Source organism: Falsochrobactrum shanghaiense (genome assembly GCF_003149535.1).
GTDB classification, from domain to species: Bacteria; Pseudomonadota; Alphaproteobacteria; order Rhizobiales; family Rhizobiaceae; genus Brucella; species Brucella shanghaiense.
This window is the reverse complement of the sequence record NZ_QGDB01000003.1, coordinates 63,908-86,103: the sequence shown is the minus strand read 5'-3', so window position 1 is coordinate 86,103 and position 22,196 is coordinate 63,908. Positions and strand designations below refer to the sequence as shown.

The following is a 22,196-nucleotide window of genomic DNA, read 5'->3' as shown; positions in this document are numbered from 1 at the left end:
TGACAGCGAGAAACGGCCTTAAGCCGCCTCGTTCTTCCGGGCGTGCGCGCCGATGACGCGGGCGATCTGGCCCGCCGGAGCGCTGGTGAGCACTGCAAGACGCTGAGCCGGGGTCTGGATCATACCAACCAGCTTTGCGCGCAGTTCGTCGAGCGACGGGAGCGAAGCGAGCGACTTGACGCCTTCGGCGTCGAGCGTCGTTGAACCCATTGCACCGCCGAGAACAACGAGCTTGTCGTTGGTCTTGGCGAATTCGACGGCTACTTTCGGAGCGGCGATCGGGTCGTTTGCATAAGCAACGACCGTCTGACCTGTAAACAGGTCAGCGATGCCTTCCGATTCCGTGCCCTGAAGAGCGATTTTGGCAAGGCGGTTTTTCGCGACTTTAACGGACCCACCTGCTTCACGCATCTTCGAGCGAAGATCGCTCATCTGCGCAACGGTGAGACCGGTATAGTGGGCCACGACGACCGAACCGGACTCTTTGAAAGCGCCGTTCAGCCACGCGACAAATTCGCGTTTTTCCGCTCTATCCACTGTCTCTCTCCAGTTGACAGGACCGACATGGTCCTGCTGGGTTGCCTTTGCCGGTTATGCCTTGCGATACAACCGACGTTCGAGGATCCTGTCCCCTTCAGCTCCACCCGCATCCAGCAGGCTTTGCCCAAGGCAACTACGGTTCAAACCTTGCATGCGCTTGCGCGCGAAACTCGGTTATTCCACGTCTCATGCAGGCTATGGGTTTAAGGCAATTGTCTCACGACGATAGCCGCCTGCAATCTCGGACAGGATAACCGGATTTTCATCCGGTTATCCGGATCTTGCGATCCGGAATTCTTGCTTTTCGTTCCGCATCTGCGAAACAGGCCAGCAGCCTTCCCTTCATGCGAAAGGATACAGGCCCCGGCGAACCGGAGCCTTGAAAACTCAGGCGACGACCTTGACCGTTGCCGGATCGACTTTGACGCCAACACCCATGGTCGACGAAATCGAAACGCGCTTGAGGTACTCGCCCTTCGCTGCCACAGGCTTTGCCTTGAGAACAGCGTCGGCAAATGCCTTGATGTTTTCTTCAAGCTTCTGGCTGTCGAAGGAAACCTTGCCGATACCGGCATGGATGATACCAGCCTTTTCGACGCGGAATTCGACAGCACCGCCCTTGGAAGCGGTAACAGCGCCAGCAACGTCAACGGTGACGGTGCCGACCTTCGGGTTCGGCATCAGGCCGCGTGGGCCGAGAACCTTACCCAGACGACCGACGAGCGGCATCATGTCCGGCGTCGCAATGCAGCGATCGAATTCGATCTTGCCGCTATTGACGATCTCTACCAGATCTTCTGCGCCGACGATGTCTGCACCAGCCTTCTTGGCTTCTTCAGCCTTGTCGCCGCGTGCGAAGACCGCGACGCGAACGGTACGGCCGGTACCATTGGGCAGATTGACGACACCGCGAACCATCTGGTCGGCATGACGCGGATCAACGCCGAGATTCATGGCGATCTCGATGGTCTCGTCGAACTTGGCGACCGCACGATCCTTCACCAGACCAACAGCCGTGGACAGGTCATAGAGCTTATCGCGGTCAAGACCGTCACGAATCTTTGCAACGCGCTTGGAAATCTTTGCCATCGTCTCAGCCCACCACTTCCAGGCCCATCGAACGGGCAGAACCTTCGATCATGCGAATGGCCGCTTCCACGTCAGCCGCATTCAGGTCTTTCATCTTTGCCTCAGCGATCTCGCGCACCTTGTCGCGATTGATCGTTCCGGCGCTCGCCTTGCCCGGAGTCTTGGAACCGGACTTGAGGTTGGCGGCTTTCTTGAGGAAATAGGTCACAGGAGGCGTCTTCATCACAAAAGTGAAAGACTTGTCCTGATAATATGTGATCACGACTGGAATCGGGGAACCCTTTTCCATTTCCTGCGAGGCAGCGTTGAACGCCTTGCAGAATTCCATGATGTTAATGCCACGCTGACCGAGAGCTGGACCGATCGGGGGCGACGGATTGGCCGCGCCTGCCGGAACCTGGAGCTTCAGCTGGCCTGCAACTTTCTTAGCCATTGCTTTCTGCCTTCATAAAATGCCGGAAACCCGGCGTTCTCAATACATGCCGGAAACCCGGCCTTCCTTCGACGTCAGATAAACTGACTGGCAGTTTGGTGGTCCGGAAATCAGCCGCCGGCTAAGCAGCCCGCCCTCCCACCATTTTCACCTTTTACGGTGAGCCCTTGCGGGCGAACGATCAGATCTTGTCGACCTGACCGTATTCGAGATCCACAGGCGTCGCACGCCCGAAGATCGAAACCTCAACCTTGAGCCGCGCGCGCTCCTCGTCAACCTCCTGAACGACACCGTTGAACGATGCGAAGGGACCATCGGAAACACGAACCTGCTCGCCAATCTCGAAAGTGACAGACGATCTTGGCCGATCGACACCATCCTGAACCTGATTCAGAATCTGGTCGACTTCCTTTTGCGACACGGGAACCGGCTTCGAATCCCCAAGAAAGCCGGTAACTTTCGGCGTGTTCTTGATGAGCGAAAAAACCGCATCGGTCAGCGTTGCCTGCACCAGCACATAGCCGGGGAAAAACTTGCGCTCGGTATCGACCTTGCGGCCACGCCGTACCTCAACGACCTTTTCGGTCGGAACCACGATCTGCTCGATATAATCCGACAAGCCCTTCTGCTTGGCTTTCGTCTCAATATCTTCGGCCACCTTCTTTTCGAAGTTGGAATAGGCGTGAACGATGTACCAGCGCGCCGTCATCTCGTAGCTCTCCAATCCTGCCTAGCGACCAAAGCCAAGTATAAATTCTACGCCATAAGCCATGATCTGGTCGGCAAGAAAAAAGAACGCGGCAGCAAGAAACGCCATAACGACCACCATAATAGTGGAGATGATCGTTTCACGCCGCGTCGGCCAGGTCACTTTCGCCGTTTCAGCGCGAACCTGTTGAATAAATGTGATCGGATTCGTCTTGGATGCCATCTGCCGCTCTGTCTTGCCGGGGGCGCCACTGCTTCCGACCCAAAACGAATCAGTACAGGTCCCCACGCATATACGGCACGCAAAGCTAAAAAATCAGCCCCACGCGCCGCGTGTCTGTTGACGTTACATAGAACCGATTCCCGCAAAACACAAGCCCATTGGTAAAAGAATATTATACGGGCTTATCGGCACGACCGATCTTTGCGATCTTCGCCGCCTCCATCATTCGAAGCCATGCCTTGAATGACGCCTGAAAACGGCGATCATGTTACATCTCATAGATATAAAACAAGAATATAAAAAACGGGCGCTCATAGTCAAGCTACAAGCACCCGTTTAAATGGCAGGGGCAGCAGGGCTCGAACCCGCGACCTACGGTTTTGGAGACCGTCGCTCTACCAACTGAGCTATACCCCTATAGCAGACGCCATGACGCCACTATATAAATCCTTGCACCTCAACCGGTGCCGCCCCAATCTTTGCAAAGGCTCAGGCCGACAACAAGCGCCGGCCTGTAATGATTACTCGATGATCGAGGATACGATGCCGGCGCCGACGGTGCGGCCGCCTTCACGGATAGCGAAGCGCAGCTTCTCTTCCATTGCAATCGGCACGATCAGCGTCACGTCCATGGCAACATTGTCGCCAGGCATGACCATTTCCGTACCTTCCGGCAGCGTCACAACACCCGTCACGTCGGTCGTGCGGAAGTAGAACTGCGGACGGTAATTGGTGAAGAACGGCGTATGACGGCCACCTTCGTCCTTGGTCAGAATATAGGCTTCTGCCTTGAACTTGGTGTGCGGCTTGACCGAACCCGGCTTGCACAGAACCTGACCGCGCTCGACGTCTTCACGGCCAACGCCGCGAACCAGTGCGCCGATATTGTCGCCAGCCTGGCCCTGATCGAGCAGCTTGCGGAACATTTCAACGCCCGTAACCGTCGTCTTCGACGTCGCCTTGATGCCGACGATTTCGACTTCTTCACCAACCTTGACGATACCGCGCTCGACACGACCGGTCACAACCGTACCACGGCCCGAGATCGAGAACACGTCTTCGATCGGCATCAGGAACGGCTGGTCGATCGGACGTTCCGGGGTCGGGATGTAGCTGTCGACAGCTTCCATCAGCGAACGGATCGCGTCTTCGCCCAGTTCCTTCGAGCTGTCTTCAAGAGCGGCCAGTGCCGAACCCTTGATGATCGGGGTTTCGTCGCCGGGGAAGTCGTACTTCGAAAGAAGCTCGCGCACTTCCAGTTCGACCAGTTCGAGCAGTTCCGCATCGTCAACCTGATCGCACTTGTTGAGAAACACCACGATTGCCGGAACGCCGACCTGACGGGCAAGCAGGATGTGCTCGCGGGTCTGCGGCATCGGGCCATCAGCAGCCGAAACCACCAGGATCGCCCCGTCCATCTGAGCGGCACCGGTGATCATGTTCTTCACATAGTCGGCGTGGCCGGGGCAGTCGACATGCGCATAGTGACGGTTCGGCGTCTCATATTCGACATGCGAGGTCGAAATGGTGATGCCGCGTGCCTTTTCTTCCGGCGCTGCATCAATCTGGTCATACGCCTTGAAGTCGCCGAAGAACTTCGTAATCGCCGCAGTCAACGACGTCTTGCCATGGTCAACGTGACCAATCGTGCCAATGTTAACGTGGGGCTTGTTACGTTCAAATTTGCTCTTTGCCATCGCCGTTGTTCTCTTTGTTCTAGAACCGCTCAAGCGCCGCCACGAAAGTCGACCGACCCTCGCGCCAGCATTTATGCCAAAACGGAACGGCGAACCGCCCGTCGATGATTCCTTACACGCCTATCCGCCGTCGATAAATCTGGAGCGGGTAGCGGGAATCGAACCCGCGTATTCAGCTTGGAAGGCTGCTGCTCTACCATTGAGCTATACCCGCGCACTCATGACTCGGTCCGACAGTGGTGGAGGAAGTTGGATTTGAACCAACGTAGGCATAGCCAACGGATTTACAGTCCGTCCCCTTTAACCACTCGGGCATTCCTCCACATAACACTATCAGCAGAGTCGAGCGACTAGGCATTTTGCGGGCCTCCGGTTGACTTGCCAGCCATCCATCGTTCCGCGATGGGCCTTATGCAGATAAGCTTATCGCCTGTCAACAGGCTAAAAGCGAAAAGAATGCATGTCTGTTATCAGCGGCTTGGTCGCCATCCCTTCATATGCCGCCCCAGCCCCGATAAACTGGCGTTTTTGCGCAAAAGGGCACATGGTTTACGAATGAATTTAATCTTGGCCCCTGCTATCTTCCAATCTGTGAACACGTTATAAGCGCCGCCATGAATGATGAAAAATCGCCCCGCACACCCAAAGATTCTCACTATGCGCGCCTGCGCCGCCAGTTCCGCGACCAGAAAGCGGGCGCGGAAGGCAAACCCGCGCCCAGGCCGAAGCGCGCCGCATTTGCCGGCAGCGCCGTCACTGAGGGCACGGTGCGTCTGTATGGTCTGCATACGGTACGCGCGGCGGTAGAAAATCCGGCCCGCAAAATCTTGCGCATGCGCGCGACCCGCAATGGCTTCGCGCGGCTGGAAATCGGCGAAGCGGAGCACCTGCCCTTCCCCGTCGAAATCGTTGAACCGCGCGAAATCGACAAGGAAACCGGCTCGGAAGCCGTGCATCAGGGCGTCATGGTCGAAGCTGAGCCGTTGCGCCCGAAAAAACTCTCGGAACTTGGCGAATGCCCGCTATTGCTGGTGCTCGATCAGGTGACAGACCCGCATAATGTCGGCGCGATCATGCGTTCGGCAGTGGCTTTCGGCGCAGGCGCCCTGATCACGACCAGCCGCCACAGTCCACAGGAAAGCGGCGTTCTGGCCAAGGCGGCATCCGGTGCGCTGGAACTGATTCCCCATATCGAGGTGCGCAATCTCGCCGAAGCCATCGAAGAGCTTCATGCCCTCGGTTTCATGACCATCGGCCTTGATTCGGAGGGGCCGCTGGAAATGGAAGCGTCGTTGGACAGGGACCGAATCGCTCTTGTTCTGGGAGCCGAAGGCAAGGGGCTGCGCCAAAAGACCCGCGAAACGGTCACGACGCTGGCACGGCTCGATATGCCCGGCGAGATCAAATCGCTCAACGTATCGAATGCGGCGGCTATTTCCCTTTATGCGGCCGAGCGCTATCTGCGCGCCCGGCAGCTGAAACCCGCATAAGGCGCATCCGTCAGGCCGTGGCGATATAGGTGCGTATATCTTCCGCTTCGCGTTCCACATCCTCGATGCGACGCTTCACCACGTCGCCGATGGAAACGATTCCCACCAGCTTCCCGTTTTCCTCAACCGGCATGTGACGAAACCGGCTGCGTGTCATGATTTCCATAACCTGGTTGATTGTGTGGTGTTCACGGCATTTCTGGACACTGGCGGACATGAATTCCGATAGCGGTCGCTCGACGGCGGCGCTTCCCATGGCGGCGATTGCCCGCACGACGTCCCGCTCCGAAAGTATCCCCCCGATCTGCCCTGCCGCATCGCACACCACCAGTGCACCGATTTTATACTGGTTGAGAACGGCGATAGCCTGCGCGAGCGTCTCATCGGGCCTGATCACCACGACGTCTCGGCCTTTCAGTTCGAGAATGGATCTAACAGTCATGCCAAAGTCCCTCCCAAGGTCTGGAAACCCAATATATGGAATTACCACAACAAGATAACGCAACTCCTCCTGCTGCGTTCCGTGATGGTGCACCTGCAATGTGGCTTTTGCAAGCGCGCTGAATAAGTTGGCGAATGATTCTAACGCCTTAGGACCGCGTCATAATTGCGCGGTCGATCAAGCAGCGAAATGCCGAAGAAGCCCGCCACGAAGCCGCCAATATGCGCTTCCCACGCAATACCCGAAAGATCGGCCCCCCCTGTCGAGTAAAGCCCGCTGATGATATTGATGAGGAACCAGATACCGACAAAAGTCAGAACCGGCTTCAGTGTCAGCGTCAGCCCGACAGGAAGGACGGGTCCGGCAAATTCCGAGCGACGCCCATCGCCCACACGGCGGAAACCATAACGGGCCGCAGCCCCCATCATGCCGGATATGGCGCCCGATGCACCTACGAGCGGCGTAACGCTTTCGGGGTAAAGCGCATAATGGGTCAGCCCCGCGATGATCGCGGTCAGGCCCCAGAATATAAGCATGCGCCCGGTGCCGATACGTCCTGCAAGCGGCGAACCGAAAGCAGCAAGCCAGATCATATTGACGGCGATATGGGCGATTCCCCCATGCATGAATGAATAACTGATCAGCGTGAAGAGGGCCGCAGGATCAAAAAACCCGCCAGCCAGCGAAAACCGCGCCGGTATCAGCGCAAAATTGAGCATGAACGCATAGTTTGCCTGCTCGCTGATCAGATAGTTCTGATAGACATATACCGCGATGCAAATGCCCATGAAGGCGAGTATGACGCCGGGGATATTGAAGATGGGTTCGCGTCCATTCCCGCGACGATTATCAAGGCGCGTTTCAGGCTGGGACATGTTCATGGCTGATCGCTTTCATCTGGCAATTGAAGGATGCGTCGCAAGCCGGTCGCGCATTTGTCATTTGGATGGCATCTGCGTTCAGAAACGCCCCCCTGAATCGCACTAAAGCGTGTCGCGATTTTTCAGATTCGCTCCTTACGCTTTCAGTTTTTGTTTTTACGCGCATCTTTTCCGAAAACCGTTTCACACTTTTCGAGATGCGCTTTCAGTTTTTGTTTTAACGCATGTCGTTATCCCGAAACCGGTTCCCGCTTTCGGACGACATGCTTTAGGTAAATGACAATTTGTTAAAAATAAAGGCCGCCGGAATATCCCCTGCGGCCTTGTCGCAAATCATCTGTCTGCGAGAATAAATCTGGAGATCAGAAAAAACTCAAACAAGACAAGGGCTTCTTCTGACAAGCCATCAAACCGCTGTAAGGCGGATTTTGCAACCATTACTTCCTGTTAACCTTAATGGCTGGCTTTGGTGGATGAGTGACGTGTCGCGCTGGCATTGCGCGCATTAATATTCTCTTAATAGAGCAACTGGCGGCTCAGCCTCCCCCCGAAATCCAGATTAATGGCAAGCAGCAGACGATGAAGCACCGCAGCACACGCGCGATTTTCAGCGAATGGCAGCGACTGGCCTTTGAGAAAAAGGGCAGTCTTCGCGCACCTGCACGCGAATCGATCAAGCCGCGCAAGCTGGGACGGCACCTGTCCAATCTCTTTTTGCTTGAAGAGGATAAAAACGCAGAACTGGTTTTCCGGCTCGCCGGAACGCAGATATGCACCCTTTTCGGGCGAGAGCTTAGAACTGTTCGTTTTGCATCTTTATGGCCGCACAGCAATCGCCCCGCCCTGGATGAGCTTTTGGGTAATGTGAACAGCTTGCTTGTACCGGCACTCAGCCGTCATGACGGTATCAGCCTCGCCGGGCGCAGCCTTGCATTTGAAATGCTGCTCGCTCCTCTCAGACCGCATGAGAATCACAAGGCCAGCCTCCTCGGCGCCATTTCACCGCTTGATGATGTCAGTTGGGTTGGCGCGGACCCGCTTGTCTTGGCAAATCTCAACACGATCACGCCGCTCGCCCCTGACATGATACTGGAACAGGAAGTGTCTAATCCGCCAGTCCGTGCAGCCAATGCCTCCAATATGGTGCTTTGCGAGACAAATCTTCCTGCTGTGCGTCGATCTCCCCGATTGCGCATCATCAATGGCGGAAAAGTCTGAAAACGCCCAACCCCAAAAGTAAACGCAAACTAAGGTTACGGATTGGCAAACCTCAGATAGCGGCTTTAAAGCCCGAAAACCCCATAAATAGCGTCAAAATCAGGATTATCGGGGTAATTATGAATGAGTTATTGCTCATTCATGCGGCTTTTTAAGCAAATTTGACTCGTATTTTCGCGCGCAAATTTCCCCGCCCGCAAACTCTTGCCCGCATTCTGCTTCCATCAGGGAGATAAAGAATGAGCAGGCACGCAATCCTTTCAACACTTATTGCAGCACTCATGATCCTGTTCGGAATAATCCCGGCACAGGCAGCCAATCCTGCATCGGCTTCACCCTGGATGCCGACAAGCGGACGCACTTCGCAGCCCATCGGCCATTACGAATTCTGTGAACGCTATTCCGCCCGATGCAAAAGCCACAGCCTCGTCAACGCCCCGCTGTCGCTTACAATGGAGCTTTGGCAGCAAATCATAGCCGTGAATGACAGCGTGAACAGGAAAATCGCGCCGAAAACCGATATGGAAGTCTGGGGACGGGAAGAATATTGGGAATATCCCGTCACCGCTGGCGACTGCGATGACTATATGCTTTTAAAGCAGCGTGAACTGATGGCGCTCGGCATACCCGCCCATTCCCTGCTTCTCACTGTCGTGCGCCAGCCCAATAATGAAGGCCATGCGGTATTGACGCTGCGCACCGATCGCGGCGACTTCATTCTCGACAACCTCGAAGCGCGCATTCTGGCCTGGAACAAAACTGAATATACCTACCTCAAGCGCCAATCGACGACTGATGCAGGCAGCTGGGTATCAATCAGAAACGACCGCGACCTTCTGGTCGGCAGCATCCGGCATTAAAAATTTTCGCGAGGACGCCGGGATTTTTCAAGCAGGCTCCAAACCACGCATGAAGGAATGCGCCCGCTGCACATAATGCTGCGCCGAAGCCTTCAACCGCTCGATGGCAGCTGCATCAAGCTCGCGGATTACCTTTGCAGGCGATCCGACGATCAGCGAATTATCCGGAAACTCCTTGCCTTCAGTCACCAGTGCGCCTGCACCCACGAGGCAGTTTTTGCCAATCTTTGCACCATTGAGCACGATGGCGCCCATCCCGATCAAAGTGTTATCGCCAATGATGCAGCCATGCAGAATCGCGCGATGGCCGATGGTGCAGCCCTGACCGATGGTAAGCGGAAACCCAATATCCGTATGCAGGACACAAAGTTCCTGAATATTGCTGTCCGCGCCGACAGTAATCGGCTCATTGTCGCCACGCAGCACAGTGCCAAACCAGAAACTGGCATTTTCCTCGGCAATGATCTTACCGATCAATGTCGCATCCGGTGCGATCCAATTGCTGCCTTGTTCAGAAAACTGCGGTTTATGACCATTATAGACATAGACGGGCATGGGCTCTCCTCCCTCGGATTCCATTTAGACCGCATCCCGGCAAATAGCCAATAAAAAACCCTCTCCGTAAACGAAGAGGGCTTGGCAAGCTGGCTGCGGCGACGCTTACAGATCGACGTCGAGAATCGCCATGGAAAAATTATAGGAGAGCTCTCCCTCATCCTCATCCTTGTAGACAAGGCCCAGAAACTCATCGCCAAGATAAAGCTCGGCAGAATCGTTCTTGCGAGGGCGCGCCTTCACCTGCAGATCGGGATTGTTAAACGTCCGTTTGAAATAGGCATCGAGTTTCTTGAGTTCGTCGGGTTTCAACCGGATTCTCCTGATAATGATTTGGAGCCGGTGTAATGCACCCGGCATTATAAGATGTAAAGGGCCTGATATTGGCAGGGCACAGGCACGAATAGTTCGACTGCCTGAACATATAGGTCGCCTGCTGAAAAAAGACAGCGGACGACCCGAGAATGATGGAAAAAATCAGATACCCTCGCCGAACATATGGTCGCCAAAGGCCTGCTCGTTCAGTGTCTGGTCCATGACGCGCGATGGTTCCGCGCAGCCGCTCTCACCGACAACCTTGGCCGGCACACCCGCCACAGTGCTGTTGTGCGGCACGGGTTTGAGCACAACCGAGCCCGCGGCAATTTTTGAGCAATGGCCAACTTCGATATTGCCGAGGATTTTCGCCCCCGCGCCAATCAGCACGCCATAGCGGATTTTCGGATGACGATCACCGCCAGCCTTGCCCGTGCCGCCTAACGTCACCCCATGCAGGATAGACACATTGTCTTCAATCAGTGCCGTCTCGCCGACAACCAGCCCGGTGGCATGATCAAGAAACAATCCGCTTCCGAATTTCGCGCCGGGATGAATATCTGTCTGGAACATCGATGACGAACGGCTTTGCAGATAATAGGCGAAATCCGTCCGGCCTTCCTGATAAAGCCAATGCGCCAGACGGTGGGTCTGGATCGCATGAAAACCCTTCAGATAAAGAACCGGGTCCATGAAACGGTTATAGGCCGGATCCCGGTCATATACGGCCTGAATATCCACGCGCAAAACCCGCGACCACTCCGGATTGGCCTCCAGCATCGCTTCGAAAGTCTGCCGCAGAATATCCGCGCTGACATCGGCATGCCCAAGACGCTCCGCTATGCGATGCATCACCGCGTCTTCCAGAGTGGGTTGGTTGATAATGGTCGCGTAAAGAAATGACGCCAGAATGGGATCATTTCTGGCAGCTTCTTCCGCTTCCGCACGAATGGAATGCCAGATTGGATCAAGCTGCCCCAAAGTGGAGGACGCTTTTGCCACTGAAGGAGCCGACATCACATATTACTCCGCTTTCAAACAGGCCATGAAGGGCGATTTCATCGCGCCCTTCATATAGAACAGGAATATGGCCTGCACCATATCGCAAAACAGGGCATCTTGACACCCTCGCATATTGGCATTGCGCTCAACTCAGGCAAGGTGCGTATCCACGTCAAAGCGCATTTTCTTCGAGAAACGCCAGAACGCCTTTTTTATACACCTTGTCGCCAACCGCCAGCATGTGATCCCGTCCCGGAATGTCCAGGGCTTGTCCATTGGGCAGCATATCGGCCAGTTCCTGAGCGCTACCGGCAATATCGTCTGTCGTGCCGACCGCAACAAGCGTGGGCTGCATGATACGTTCGATGGCTGCAGCCGGGACCAGTTCCTTGGACGTAATAACGCAGGCCGCAAGGGCAATGCGATCGCTCTTTGTCTGGTCGGCGAATTTTCGGAACATCTGCGCGCGCGGCAAGGTGATCGTCGCCGGGTCTTCGGCCAACAGCGCTTCGCCGATCGGCTCCCAGTCACCGGCACCCGTCACCATCCCGATGCCAAGTCCGCCAAACACCGCGCTGTGCACGCGCTGCGAATGCTCGATCGCCAGAAAGGCGCTGATCCGCGCGCCCATCGAATAGCCCATCACATGGGCCTTTTCGATGCCCAGATGATCCAGCAATGCAGCCGCATCACCCGCCATCCTGCTTGGCGTATAATCCTTTTCATCGTGGCTTTTGGTGGAGAAACCATGGCCGCGATTATCGATGGCGATCACGCGATAACCCGCTTCCCTCAGCGTGCGAAACCAGCCCGGCGAAACCCAGTTGACCAGACTGGAGGATGCAAAACCATGAATGAGCAGAATAGGGTCGCCTTCCCCGTCCTGACGGTATGCCAGACGCATGCCATCATGTTCGAAATAGTCGATGTCGAGCGCACTCACCTGTTATTCCTTTGATTTTCAGCCAATGTCATGCCGCGCGGCAGATGCTCAATTGCGGCATTCTCCGCAAATGATCCGGTGGATCACCCGGTCCCCGCGCTTGATGGCGTTCTTTTTAACAGTGCCGGCCAGAAGTTCAACGACATAAGCCGCCGGACCTTCCGAGGAAATAATATTTTCGGAAAAAGGCACGGCATTTTCGTGAATGGCCGATACATGCCCGTTATCGTCGAGAAACACCATGTCGAGCGGCGATGGCGTATTCTGCATCCACATCATGATGTCTCTCATCTTTCCAAAGACGAAAAGCATTGCACGATCTTGCGGAAAATCAGTCCGCCACATAAGGCCGCGCATGCGCGCTTCATCCGTATTTGCGATCTCGACGCCAAAGGCCACGTCCCCTTTATCCGTCTTGAAAACCAGCAATTGCGGATCGACAGGCAGTCGCATCGGCTTCGTTTCCTGCGCCTGCGCCGCCAAAGTCATGAACATGAATGCAACTGTTAAGAGAATGCGGCCCATGATGAATACCCCGATTAGAGTGCATTTCGATCTGACTGGATCAGATCGAAATGCACTCTAATTATTTGTTTTTACCGCGCATCTTGCCCGAAACCGTTTCACACTTTTCGGGATGCGCTCTAACCGCAAAGCTTTGGCTGCATGGGAGAGAATATCAATCCGCAGTCCCGACAGCAAGATCGGTCCGACAGCCTCACCGGCTTGTGACACGCGTTGCAGCCCCCACCGGTACGAAAGGCGGATCAATGGGAAACTGGAATTGCCGTGCCGATGTCGGGGTGAATTTCAGCCGCCATCAATCCCTTGTCGCCCTCGCCAAAGCGGATCAGAACCACTTGACCGGGGCGTAATTCCATCATGCCGAAGCGGCGCAAGGTTTCCATATGGATGAAAATATCTTCCGTACCCTCGCCACGGGTCAGAAACCCGAACCCCTTGGTACGATTAAACCACTTCACAATGACGCGCTCCAGTCCACTGGACGGCGTCACCGTCACATGCGTCCGCTGCGGCGGCATCTGTGCGGGGTGAACCGCCGTGGATGTGTCCATTGAAATTACGCGGAAACATTGCATGCCGCGCTCACTCTGCCGCACCTCGCAAACGATGCGCGCCCCCTCCAGTGCGGTCTGGAAGCCATCCCGGCGCAGCGAAGTGACATGGAGCAGAATATCGGACAATCCGGCGTCGTCTGGAACAATAAAGCCATATCCCTTGGCGACGTCGAACCATTTTATATGGCCCGATATTTCCATGAGATCGGCAAGCTCTTCCGAGGAGTTCTGATTGCGAAACTGGTCGTCCGACACAGATTTTTCCGCCATGCGCTCACCCCTCCTCTACTGTTCCGTTGTAACTCTGACGTGATTCTTGCTGGAAGCATAACACTTCCTTAACCATGGGCGGCAAGTCCAATCTTTCAAAGTTCCACCGATGACCACAGGCTTTATGCCTTCATCGTTAATTTGCGAATGCCTGAAATATGCTTCCGGCTGCTGCGGAAGATATGGCACCATGCCGCTTCGGCAAGCGTTCTTTCTGCTGGATGACTGAACCGGACGCGCGCAAATGCGTTAACTTCAATCTTCCGCACCCAACGAATCAGGAGAAGACCATGCGTTATCTGCATACGATGGTGAGAGTTCGCGACATCGATGAATCGCTCGACTTTTACGTCAACAAACTTGGCCTTGAGGAAATCCGTCGCAAGGAAAATGAAAAAGGCCGCTTCACATTGATTTTCCTTGCCGCACCCGCAGACAAGGAAGGCGCTGAAACAGACCGCGCGCCGGAACTGGAACTGACCTATAACTGGGATCCTGAAACCTATACGGGCGGACGTAATTTCGGACATCTCGCCTATATGGTCGATGACATTTACGCCGTCTGCAAGAAATTACAGGATAAGGGCGTCACCATCAATCGGCCACCGCGTGACGGCCATATGGCTTTCATCAAATCGCCTGACGGCATTTCCATCGAACTGATTCAGAAAGGCGAAAGCCTGCCCCCGCAAGAGCCATGGGCATCTGCGGAAAATATCGGTAGCTGGTGAAATAGGAAGCATAAAGCCCGGTCATCAGACCGGGCTTTTCCACGAGTTCATAAGCTAAAACAGAGATTTACGCTGCATGCTTGATTCAAGTCGCGAAGACTATTCCGTCCCTTGAATAGCACCGAGCATCCATGCACCCCCAGCCTTGCGGGTAAAGGTCCAGACTTCAACACTCTCCGATGGCGTTTCGGGATCGCCTTCCACAACCGCGCCCGTGTTACGGTCGAGCATGACGTCGATCGACGAATAGCGGATTGCCACGGTCGCATAGTCCACGTCACCTTCGCGCCAGGCTTCTGAAATGTCGCCCTGCAACAGTTTGACGTCCTTCACCTCATTGCGCTTGCCGCTGGAGGCGATTTCGCCCAGTTCTTCCGCGAGATAGGACATGGCTTCCGGCGTGGTCAAGCCGCGCAGCGCTGCATAATCCTCGCGACCATAGGCTTCCTGAATTTCCGAAAGCATCTCTTCAAAACGATCGAGATCGGACTGGCCAACCTCGATTGGCTCGTCTTCAACGGCAGGCGCTGCGGAGGCGGTTGCTTTTTGCTCAAAAGGATTGACCGAAGGCGTGCGAGCGCCGGAACCTGCCTGCGATGCGGCAGTCTTTGCCGCGCCGAAAGGCTGTGACGAACCAAAGCCTTGCGGCCCGACATTGCCTGCTCCGGCCCCCGCACCGACCGCTGCCTGCTTGCGATTAGCCAGCATACGCATAATGAACATTGCAACCAGAGCAATAACCGCTACCTGAAGCAGCAGGCCGAACATGCCTGCAAGTCCGCCAAGTCCATTGCCAAGCAGCATGCCGATCAGGCCGCCGACGAGCAGACCGCCCAGCATGGAACGACCGAAGTTACCGAACATGCCGCCCGAACGCTGCGCTGCCGCTGCATTTGGTGCGCCTGCGGCCGGACGGCTGGTCTGCGGGCCGGGATTAGGCGTCATCGAACGCTCGATGGGCGCCGCATTATTGGGAGCCGTGCGCGTCGGCGCAGGCGCCTGATAGGTGCGCGCACCCCGACTGCCAAATCCAGCTCCGCCCCCGCGGCGCGCATCGGCGAAATCGACAGTGGCAAGAGAGGCGACAACCCCCAGCATGATTGCAACTGTCAGTTTGGTCAGGCGCTTGGCTGAACCCGGCATAGATTTCTCCCGTAAAGAGCATTCCCGGCAAAATGCAAAACGCCTTTGCGCGGGATAATGCGAAAACAAAACATGCGAAACGATTTCTATATTTCCATTCCCGGATATGGGACGTCGGCCCCCACTTGCACAAGGGCAATAATTGAGAAAACTTAGTTTTTTCAATTAGCCACAGCGGCATCCAGAATCTGTATCTGAGGAGTGACGGAGCCATTCCAGTGATTGAGGGAAAGATTACCGGCTACATGGACGCTCTCCCCTATATTATTGAAGAGAAAACGGCCCAAATCCCCTTCCGCGGCCCTGAATGCGATGGCATTGACGCGCTTTCCATCCGCACCGCGCAAGACAGCACGAACATGATCACGCCCGACGCCGCGCACATCGGCCAATATATGATGCGGGAGCGCAAGCACGGGTTGCGGATGCCCCGATCCATAAGGCCCGGCCCGTTGCAGGGCTTCATATAGGGCAATCGTCGCGCCCGAAGCGGCCACGGCCCCATCGATTGAAAGGCTTTGCTTTTCGCGCAGTGCGGTAATCGCTGCCGCCGTTTCCTCTTCAAAGAAAGCGCGCAGCGCACCCAGCTTGCCGCGCTCGATGGTGATGCCTGCAGCCATGGCGTGCCCGCCGCCCTTCACCAGAAGCTCTTTTTCCACGGCCTTGCGCACCAGCCGCCCCAGATCCAGCCCCGCTATCGAGCGACCGGAGCCTGATCCCACGCCATTGGCGTTGAAGGCAATAGCGAAAGCCGGGCGACGCGCTTTTTCCTTCAGCCGCGAGGCCAGAAGCCCGACAATACCGGGATGCCAGTGATCATTGGCGGTCACGATCACCGATGCGCCGCCACCACCGGAAAGTTCAAGCATGGCTTCCGCTTCCGCTTCCACCAGCATTTCCGCTTCCATGGCCTGCCGCTCCTGATTGAGACGATCAAGCTCGATCGCAATGGATTGTGCTGCGGCTGGATCGTCGAACGTCAGCAGCCGCGCCCCAAGCCCGGCGTCGCCGATACGCCCGCCCGCATTGATGCGCGGGCCGAGAAGAAAGCCCAGATGAAACACATTCAGCGGTTCGCCGATCCTGGCAACGCGCGCCAGAGCCGCGAGCCCGGCATTGCTCTGGCTGCGTGCAACCAGCAAGCCCTTGACGACAAAGGCACGGTTGACGCCCTTGAGCGGCACCACGTCGCAAACCGTCGCCAGCGCCACCAGATCAAGCATGGCAAGCAAGTCCGGCCCTGCCCCCTTGCCCCGCTCGCGCAGGATTTTGGCAACCTGCACCAGCGTCAGAAAAACAACGCCAGCCGCGCAGAGATGCTCCTGTTGCGATATATCATCCTCGCGATTTGGATTGACGACGGCTGTCGCATCTTCGGGCAGTTCACCCCCAAGCTGGTGGTGGTCCAGCACGACAACATCCGCACCGGCCTGTTTGGCGGCAGTAATGGATGGCGCGCTATTGGTGCCGCAATCGACGGTGACGATGAGCGAAGCGCCCTTGACGACCAGTTCACGCATGGCATCGGGATTGGGGCCATAGCCTTCGAAAATCCGGTCAGGGATATAGATGGAATGCGAAATTCCATAATGTTTGAGAAAACGGGCCATCAGCGCCGATGAACAGGCCCCGTCCACATCATAATCGCCAAAGATTGCGACTGTCTCGCGCCTGTCTATCGCATCGGCAATCCGGCCTGCCGCATTTTCCATATCGGTCAGCGAGGCGGGATCGGGCATGAGATTGCGCAGGCTCGGATCGATGAATTCCGGCGCATCTTCCACGGTGACTCCGCGCCCGGCAAGTACACGCGATACGAGATCGGATATGCCATGATGCTGCGCGATGGCCAATGCCGTGTTGGTTTCACGCAGGCCAAGCCGGTCGATCCATTTCTGGCCGGTTATGGATTGTTGAATTCCGAGAAAAAGGCGTTCTGTCGTCATATCCCTGTTAAGACACAAAAGGCGGCATTGTTGCAATGCCGCCTTTTACCGTTCACAAAACCTTTTGCCTCAAAACTTGGACATATCCTGATGCCGCGCCTTGATTTCGCGGATCGTCTGCGAACTTGAGCGCATGACAATCGTATGGGTCTGGATATAGTCACGGGCGAATTTTACGCCCGAAAGCATATTGCCATCCGTTACGCCGGTCGCGGCGAACAGCACGTCACCCTTGGCCATTTCTTCCATCGTATAGACCTTTTTGGGGTCTGAAATGCCCATTTTTGCCGCGCGGGCAATTTTCTCGTCGGAATTGAGCTGGAGCCGTCCCTGCATCTGACCGCCGATGCAGCGAAGCGCTGCCGCAGCCAGAACACCCTCCGGCGCGCCGCCGATGCCGATGTAAATGTCGATACCGGTCTCATCCGGGTCGGTCGTGTGCATCACGCCCGCCACATCGCCATCGCCGATCAGGCGGATCGCCGCACCCGTTGCGCGCACCTCCTCGATAAGACGTGCATGACGCGGGCGGTCCATGATGCAGGCGGTGATTTCGTGCGGCTTCACGCCCTTTGCCTTGGCGACCGACATGATATTGTCGGTTGGCGTCGCATCGAGATTGACGACGCCTGCCGGATAGCCGGGGCCGACCGCGATCTTTTCCATATAGACGTCGGGCGCGTAAAGAAGATTGCCCTTCTCCGCAATTGCGATCACCGCCAGCGAATTGGGCAGGTTTTTTGCGCAGATGGTGGTGCCTTCCAGCGGATCGAGCGCAATATCAACGTCCGGTCCCTGCCTGGTGCCGACCTCCTCGCCGATATAAAGCATGGGCGCTTCGTCACGCTCGCCTTCGCCGATGACGACCGTACCGGCAATCGGCAGGCGGTTGAGTTCCTGCCGCATGGCGTCGACCGCAGCCTGATCGGCGGCCATTTCATCGCCGCGCCCGCGCAGCCTTGCCGCAGCCACCGCAGCGCGTTCCGCCACGCGGACCAGTTCCAGCGTAAGGATACGATCCAGCCCCTGAGGCTGCTGCTCTACAGTCTTGGCCATGTGAACAAGTCCCGAATTTGAATTGCATCAGACGCGGCATCAAAAGCCGCACAACGTTATAGCGACATTGTGCAAACCTTTTGTCAAAGTCCCTCGCCCCCCGCAAGGGGCGAAAACAGAAAACATTGCGCACTCAAATGCTTAATCGATTTAAGGGCAATTTCCTGCTCAGGGCATTGCGCCGCAAGCAATCTGCAAAATCGCTCAACCGGCCCGTTCGATGCGTATCATCTGCGGCTTGCTGACCAGATGATCATCCTTGAGAATGGCCTCCAGCGCCTTGCGGACGGCAGCTTCGGTTGTTTCGTGGGTGACGAGAATAACCGTCTTGATACCATCCTGCACATCGCTGTCCATGCGTGGGCGCTGGACGATGGATTCGAGCGAAATATCGTTATCGGCCATGCGCTTGGCAATCGCGGCAAAAGCACCGATCCGGTCATGAACCGTCAGGCGGATGAAATAGCCGCCCGCATGTTTGCGCATCTTGGCACGCTTATAGGGCTGCAACGCCTTGGCAGGCGTGCCGAAGACCGGTCCGTGCTGGAAACCGGGGCGGCTCTTGGCAATATCCGCCAGATCGCCAATCACGGCGGAAGCGGTCGCATTGCCGCCAGCGCCCGGACCCGACAGCAGAAGTTCGCCTAAAAGATCGGTTTCGATCGCCACGGCATTGGTTACGCCATGCACCTGCGCGATGACCGAAGATACGGGCACCATGGTCGGATGCACGCGCTGCTCGATACCGGATTCGGTCTGCTGCGCCACACCCAGAAGCTTGATGCGATAGCCAAGCTCATCGGCGGCGCGAATATCGGCCAGCGAAATATTGGAAATGCCTTCAAGATAAATATCATCGGCGGCGATCTGCGTGCCGAAAGCCAGACTGGTGAGCAGTGCAAGCTTGTGCGCGGTGTCATTGCCCTCGATGTCGAACGTGGGATCAGCTTCCGCATAGCCAAGGCGCTGCGCATCCTTGAGACAGTCCTTGAAGGAAATGCCCTCTTCCCCCATGCGGGTGAGGATATAGTTGCATGTGCCGTTCAGGATGCCATAGACGCGCGAAACCGTATTGCCCGTCAGCGATTCACGCATCGCCTTGATGACCGGAATACCGCCTGCGACAGCGGCTTCAAAATTGAGAAGAACGCCTTTTTCTTCCGCCAGTTTTGCAAGCTTCACGCCATGGCGGGCCAGCAGCGCCTTATTGGCCGTCACGACATGATGGCCAGCAGCCAGAGCCGCTTCAACAGCATCTTCGGCAGGGCCGGAGTCGCCACCGATCAATTCCACGAAAACATCGATCTTGCCGCTTTTTGCCAGTTTGACCGGATTGTCAAACCAGGTCACGCCGGACAGATCAACCCCGCGATCCTGACTGCGATTGCGAGCGCTTACCCCGGTAATGACCAGCGGCCTGCCGCATTGGCGAGTGAGCATATCGGCCTTGTCACGCAGAATACGCAACACCGAACCACCAACGGTGCCCAATCCGGCAACGCCGATCCGCAATGCATCACTCATTATTTCGACCTTCTGAATTATTGGCTATAAAGAGACGGGAATGGCAGGGGCCAGTGCGATGACGGCCCCCGCAAGCTGAAGGCCAGCCGTTAACGGCGACCTTCAAGCGGAATGATATTGTGCAGGTTCTCATCCTTGGTGGACAAGAAGCGCTTGATATTGCGCGCGGCCTGCCGGATGCGATGCTCGTTTTCGACCAGCGCGATGCGTACATATTCATCGCCATGCTCGCCGAAACCGACACCCGGCGCAACCGCGACATCAGCCATCTCGACCAGCAGTTTGGAGAATTCAAGCGACCCCATGGCGCGGAAGCGCTCGGGGATCGGAACCCACGCAAACATGGTCGCGGCCGGAGGCGGCACATCCCAGCCCGCGCGGCCAAAGGTTTCGACCAGCACATCACGGCGCTGTTTATAGATATTGCGCACATAGGTGATGTCCGAGCCATCGCCATTGAGCGCTGCGGTTGCCGCGACCTGAATAGGCGTGAATGCACCGTAATCGAGATAGGATTTCACCCGCGTCAAAGCGGCGATCAGCCGTTCATTGCCGACCGCAAATCCCATGCGCCAGCCGGGCATGGAAAAGGTCTTCGACATGGAGGTGAATTCCACCGTCACATCCATCGCGCCGGGGACTTCCAGAACCGATGGCGGCGGATTGCCGTCAAAGTAGATTTCCGAATAAGCCAGATCCGACAGGATGATGAGGTCGTGCTTGCGCGCGAAGGCCACCACATCCTTATAGAAATCAAGCGTTGCGACATAGGCCGTCGGGTTGGATGGGAAATTGAGGATAAGCGCCAGCGGCTTGGGGATCGAATGCTTGACCGCACGTTCCAGCGCCGGAATGAACTGGTCATCCGGCCTGGCCTGAATGGAGCGGATCACCCCGCCCGACATGATGAAGCCGAACGAGTGAATGGGATAGGTCGGATCGGGGCAAAGCACTACATCGCCGGGAGCGGTGATCGCCTGCGCCATATTGGCAAAGCCTTCCTTGGAGCCGAGCGTCGCGACGACCTGCGTATCCGGATTGAGCTTAACACCGAAACGCCGCGCATAATATTGCGCCTGCGCGCGGCGAAGTCCGGGAATGCCCTTCGAGGCCGAATAGCGATGGGCACGCGGATCCTGCACCGCCTCGCAAAGCTTGTCGACGATGTTCTGCGGGGTGGGAAGATCGGGATTGCCCATGCCAAGATCGATAATGTCGGCTCCCGCCGCTCGCGCCGATGCCTTCAGGCGGTTGACCTGTTCAAAGACATAGGGCGGCAAACGACGGACTTTATGAAACTCTTCCGACATGATCCTGTTCCAAAAGGAGAGTTGAACGAAATGGTGCTCATGCACCGCATTAGGAGCTATACACCCGTTATCGAATCGGGTCGATACTTGTTACAAGTCTGAAATCAGGCTTTTTTATCAGAAGCGGCCTATTCTTCCCCGGCTTCGATCTGCCTGAGCGTCGCATCCGTTTCTTCCTGCGCCTGCTTGCGCAGTGCTGCTGCCTGTGCGGGGGTCACACCGCTATTGGAGGAGCGTGTCGCCGCCAGACGCGTCCGGTCGGAATCGAGCGAAGACATCATCTGCTCTTTCTCTTCCGCTGTGATCTGCGCCGTCGCGGCCTTGGGCATACGGCCAAAAGTCGGATAGGTGCCGGTCTTCGCCGCCCCCTCCTGCGGTACGCCCTGAAATTCTGGTCCACCCGCACAACCGGCGAGAAGTGCTGCGGCTGTTGCTGCCAGCACGAGATTGGCAACCTGCCGCGTGCGCTTAATCATATTACCAATCCCAATTCGTCATTGACCACCTGCGCTTATCCCGGCGCATGAAAATATTCTGTTTGAGAAGGGATAGCACCAAGACGACGCCCTCTGTCAATAAGCGAGTTTCCATTGCGCCATATCCCGTGCCGCCTGTCCTCCGCCTGCAATGGCCACACCTTAATATAACTCATAATTACAATCAGTAACATTACGTTATACTATAGTATATTCCGCTCAATTAAATGCGCGTAAACAATCTGCTGCTTTCAATAGTTGCGTT

24 protein-coding genes and 3 tRNA genes are annotated in these 22,196 nt (G+C 56.2%); 4 read left to right on the top strand and 23 right to left on the bottom strand.

Going from position 1 to position 22,196, the window contains the following annotated elements:
- Window positions 1–18 precede the first annotated feature (18 nt).
- The 9 genes from rplJ to DKP76_RS08160 form a co-directional block, all read right to left on the bottom strand.
- Window positions 19–537: a 50S ribosomal protein L10 gene (gene rplJ, locus DKP76_RS08200; RefSeq protein ID WP_109705980.1), complete on the bottom strand. Its 519-nt coding sequence runs from the start codon at window positions 535–537 to the stop codon at window positions 19–21.
- Between the two features lie 390 nt (window positions 538–927).
- Window positions 928–1,629 (bottom strand): 50S ribosomal protein L1, encoded by a 702-nt coding sequence (gene rplA / locus DKP76_RS08195; RefSeq protein WP_109705979.1) that lies wholly within the window; start codon window positions 1,627–1,629, stop codon window positions 928–930.
- 4 nt (window positions 1,630–1,633) lie between these two features.
- A complete protein-coding gene (gene rplK, locus DKP76_RS08190) occupies window positions 1,634–2,062 on the bottom strand; it encodes a 50S ribosomal protein L11 (protein ID WP_109705978.1) in 429 nt (142 codons plus the stop codon).
- Window positions 2,063–2,243: 181 nt separating this feature from the next.
- The gene (gene nusG / locus DKP76_RS08185; protein ID WP_109705977.1) at window positions 2,244–2,771 is read right to left on the bottom strand and encodes a transcription termination/antitermination protein NusG; all 528 of its coding nucleotides are present in this window, start codon (window positions 2,769–2,771) and stop codon (window positions 2,244–2,246) included.
- A 21-nt stretch (window positions 2,772–2,792) separates the two neighbouring features.
- On the bottom strand, window positions 2,793–2,993 hold the full coding sequence (gene secE, locus DKP76_RS08180; protein ID WP_109705976.1) for a preprotein translocase subunit SecE: 201 nt from the start codon (window positions 2,991–2,993) through the stop codon (window positions 2,793–2,795).
- Window positions 2,994–3,334: 341 nt separating this feature from the next.
- Window positions 3,335–3,410, bottom strand: a tRNA-Trp gene (locus tag DKP76_RS08175).
- A 104-nt stretch (window positions 3,411–3,514) separates the two neighbouring features.
- Entirely contained in the window at window positions 3,515–4,690 is a 1,176-nt protein-coding gene (tuf, locus tag DKP76_RS08170; RefSeq protein WP_109705975.1) for an elongation factor Tu, read from the bottom strand.
- Between the two features lie 140 nt (window positions 4,691–4,830).
- Window positions 4,831–4,904 (bottom strand) — tRNA-Gly (locus DKP76_RS08165).
- 23 nt (window positions 4,905–4,927) lie between these two features.
- Window positions 4,928–5,012 (bottom strand) — tRNA-Tyr (locus DKP76_RS08160).
- Window positions 5,013–5,304: 292 nt separating this feature from the next.
- Here DKP76_RS08160 and rlmB point away from each other — a divergent pair.
- Window positions 5,305–6,180 (top strand): 23S rRNA (guanosine(2251)-2'-O)-methyltransferase RlmB, encoded by an 876-nt coding sequence (rlmB, locus tag DKP76_RS08155; protein ID WP_109705974.1) that lies wholly within the window; start codon window positions 5,305–5,307, stop codon window positions 6,178–6,180.
- A gap of 10 nt (window positions 6,181–6,190) precedes the next feature.
- Here rlmB and DKP76_RS08150 read toward each other — a convergent pair whose 3' ends face one another.
- Together DKP76_RS08150 and DKP76_RS08145 are read right to left on the bottom strand one after the other, a co-directional pair.
- Complete coding sequence (locus DKP76_RS08150; protein ID WP_109705973.1) at window positions 6,191–6,622, bottom strand: CBS domain-containing protein; 432 nt, start codon at window positions 6,620–6,622, stop codon at window positions 6,191–6,193.
- Window positions 6,623–6,762: 140 nt separating this feature from the next.
- Complete coding sequence (locus DKP76_RS08145; RefSeq protein ID WP_109705972.1) at window positions 6,763–7,503, bottom strand: rhomboid family intramembrane serine protease; 741 nt, start codon at window positions 7,501–7,503, stop codon at window positions 6,763–6,765.
- A 579-nt stretch (window positions 7,504–8,082) separates the two neighbouring features.
- Here DKP76_RS08145 and DKP76_RS08135 point away from each other — a divergent pair.
- Both DKP76_RS08135 and DKP76_RS08130 read left to right on the top strand, forming a co-directional pair.
- Window positions 8,083–8,721 (top strand): PAS domain-containing protein, encoded by a 639-nt coding sequence (locus DKP76_RS08135; RefSeq protein WP_109705970.1) that lies wholly within the window; start codon window positions 8,083–8,085, stop codon window positions 8,719–8,721.
- A 239-nt stretch (window positions 8,722–8,960) separates the two neighbouring features.
- On the top strand, window positions 8,961–9,581 hold the full coding sequence (locus DKP76_RS08130) for a transglutaminase-like cysteine peptidase (RefSeq protein ID WP_109705969.1): 621 nt from the start codon (window positions 8,961–8,963) through the stop codon (window positions 9,579–9,581).
- Window positions 9,582–9,608: 27 nt separating this feature from the next.
- Here the strand turns inward: DKP76_RS08130 and DKP76_RS08125 are convergent, their stop codons facing one another.
- The 6 genes from DKP76_RS08125 to DKP76_RS08100 form a co-directional block, all read right to left on the bottom strand.
- A complete protein-coding gene (locus DKP76_RS08125) occupies window positions 9,609–10,136 on the bottom strand; it encodes a gamma carbonic anhydrase family protein (RefSeq protein ID WP_109705968.1) in 528 nt (175 codons plus the stop codon).
- A gap of 105 nt (window positions 10,137–10,241) precedes the next feature.
- Window positions 10,242–10,448, bottom strand: coding sequence for a DUF3126 family protein (locus DKP76_RS08120; protein ID WP_109705967.1), 207 nt, complete (start codon window positions 10,446–10,448; stop codon window positions 10,242–10,244).
- 165 nt (window positions 10,449–10,613) lie between these two features.
- On the bottom strand, window positions 10,614–11,468 hold the full coding sequence (gene cysE, locus DKP76_RS08115; RefSeq protein ID WP_109705966.1) for a serine O-acetyltransferase: 855 nt from the start codon (window positions 11,466–11,468) through the stop codon (window positions 10,614–10,616).
- A 157-nt stretch (window positions 11,469–11,625) separates the two neighbouring features.
- Entirely contained in the window at window positions 11,626–12,396 is a 771-nt protein-coding gene (locus tag DKP76_RS08110; RefSeq protein ID WP_109705965.1) for an alpha/beta fold hydrolase, read from the bottom strand.
- A 48-nt stretch (window positions 12,397–12,444) separates the two neighbouring features.
- Entirely contained in the window at window positions 12,445–12,921 is a 477-nt protein-coding gene (locus DKP76_RS08105) for a DUF192 domain-containing protein (RefSeq protein ID WP_109705964.1), read from the bottom strand.
- A 242-nt stretch (window positions 12,922–13,163) separates the two neighbouring features.
- Window positions 13,164–13,745, bottom strand: a complete 582-nt coding sequence (locus tag DKP76_RS08100; protein ID WP_109705963.1) for a cold-shock protein — start codon at window positions 13,743–13,745, stop codon at window positions 13,164–13,166.
- A 290-nt stretch (window positions 13,746–14,035) separates the two neighbouring features.
- Here DKP76_RS08100 and gloA point away from each other — a divergent pair, with 290 nt between their 5' ends.
- On the top strand, window positions 14,036–14,476 hold the full coding sequence (gene gloA, locus DKP76_RS08095) for a lactoylglutathione lyase (RefSeq protein WP_109706495.1): 441 nt from the start codon (window positions 14,036–14,038) through the stop codon (window positions 14,474–14,476).
- Window positions 14,477–14,575: 99 nt separating this feature from the next.
- Here the strand turns inward: gloA and DKP76_RS08090 are convergent, their stop codons facing one another.
- The 6 genes from DKP76_RS08090 to DKP76_RS08065 form a co-directional block, all read right to left on the bottom strand.
- Entirely contained in the window at window positions 14,576–15,619 is a 1,044-nt protein-coding gene (locus DKP76_RS08090) for a Tim44 domain-containing protein (protein WP_109705962.1), read from the bottom strand.
- 161 nt (window positions 15,620–15,780) lie between these two features.
- Entirely contained in the window at window positions 15,781–17,565 is a 1,785-nt protein-coding gene (gene recJ, locus DKP76_RS08085; protein ID WP_109705961.1) for a single-stranded-DNA-specific exonuclease RecJ, read from the bottom strand.
- Between the two features lie 69 nt (window positions 17,566–17,634).
- The gene (gene glpX, locus DKP76_RS08080; RefSeq protein ID WP_109705960.1) at window positions 17,635–18,621 is read right to left on the bottom strand and encodes a class II fructose-bisphosphatase; all 987 of its coding nucleotides are present in this window, start codon (window positions 18,619–18,621) and stop codon (window positions 17,635–17,637) included.
- 204 nt (window positions 18,622–18,825) lie between these two features.
- Entirely contained in the window at window positions 18,826–20,145 is a 1,320-nt protein-coding gene (locus tag DKP76_RS08075) for a homoserine dehydrogenase (protein WP_109705959.1), read from the bottom strand.
- An 89-nt stretch (window positions 20,146–20,234) separates the two neighbouring features.
- Entirely contained in the window at window positions 20,235–21,455 is a 1,221-nt protein-coding gene (locus DKP76_RS08070; RefSeq protein ID WP_109705958.1) for an LL-diaminopimelate aminotransferase, read from the bottom strand.
- Between the two features lie 128 nt (window positions 21,456–21,583).
- Window positions 21,584–21,931, bottom strand: a complete 348-nt coding sequence (locus tag DKP76_RS08065; RefSeq protein ID WP_109705957.1) for a hypothetical protein — start codon at window positions 21,929–21,931, stop codon at window positions 21,584–21,586.
- Window positions 21,932–22,196: the final 265 nt, after the last annotated feature.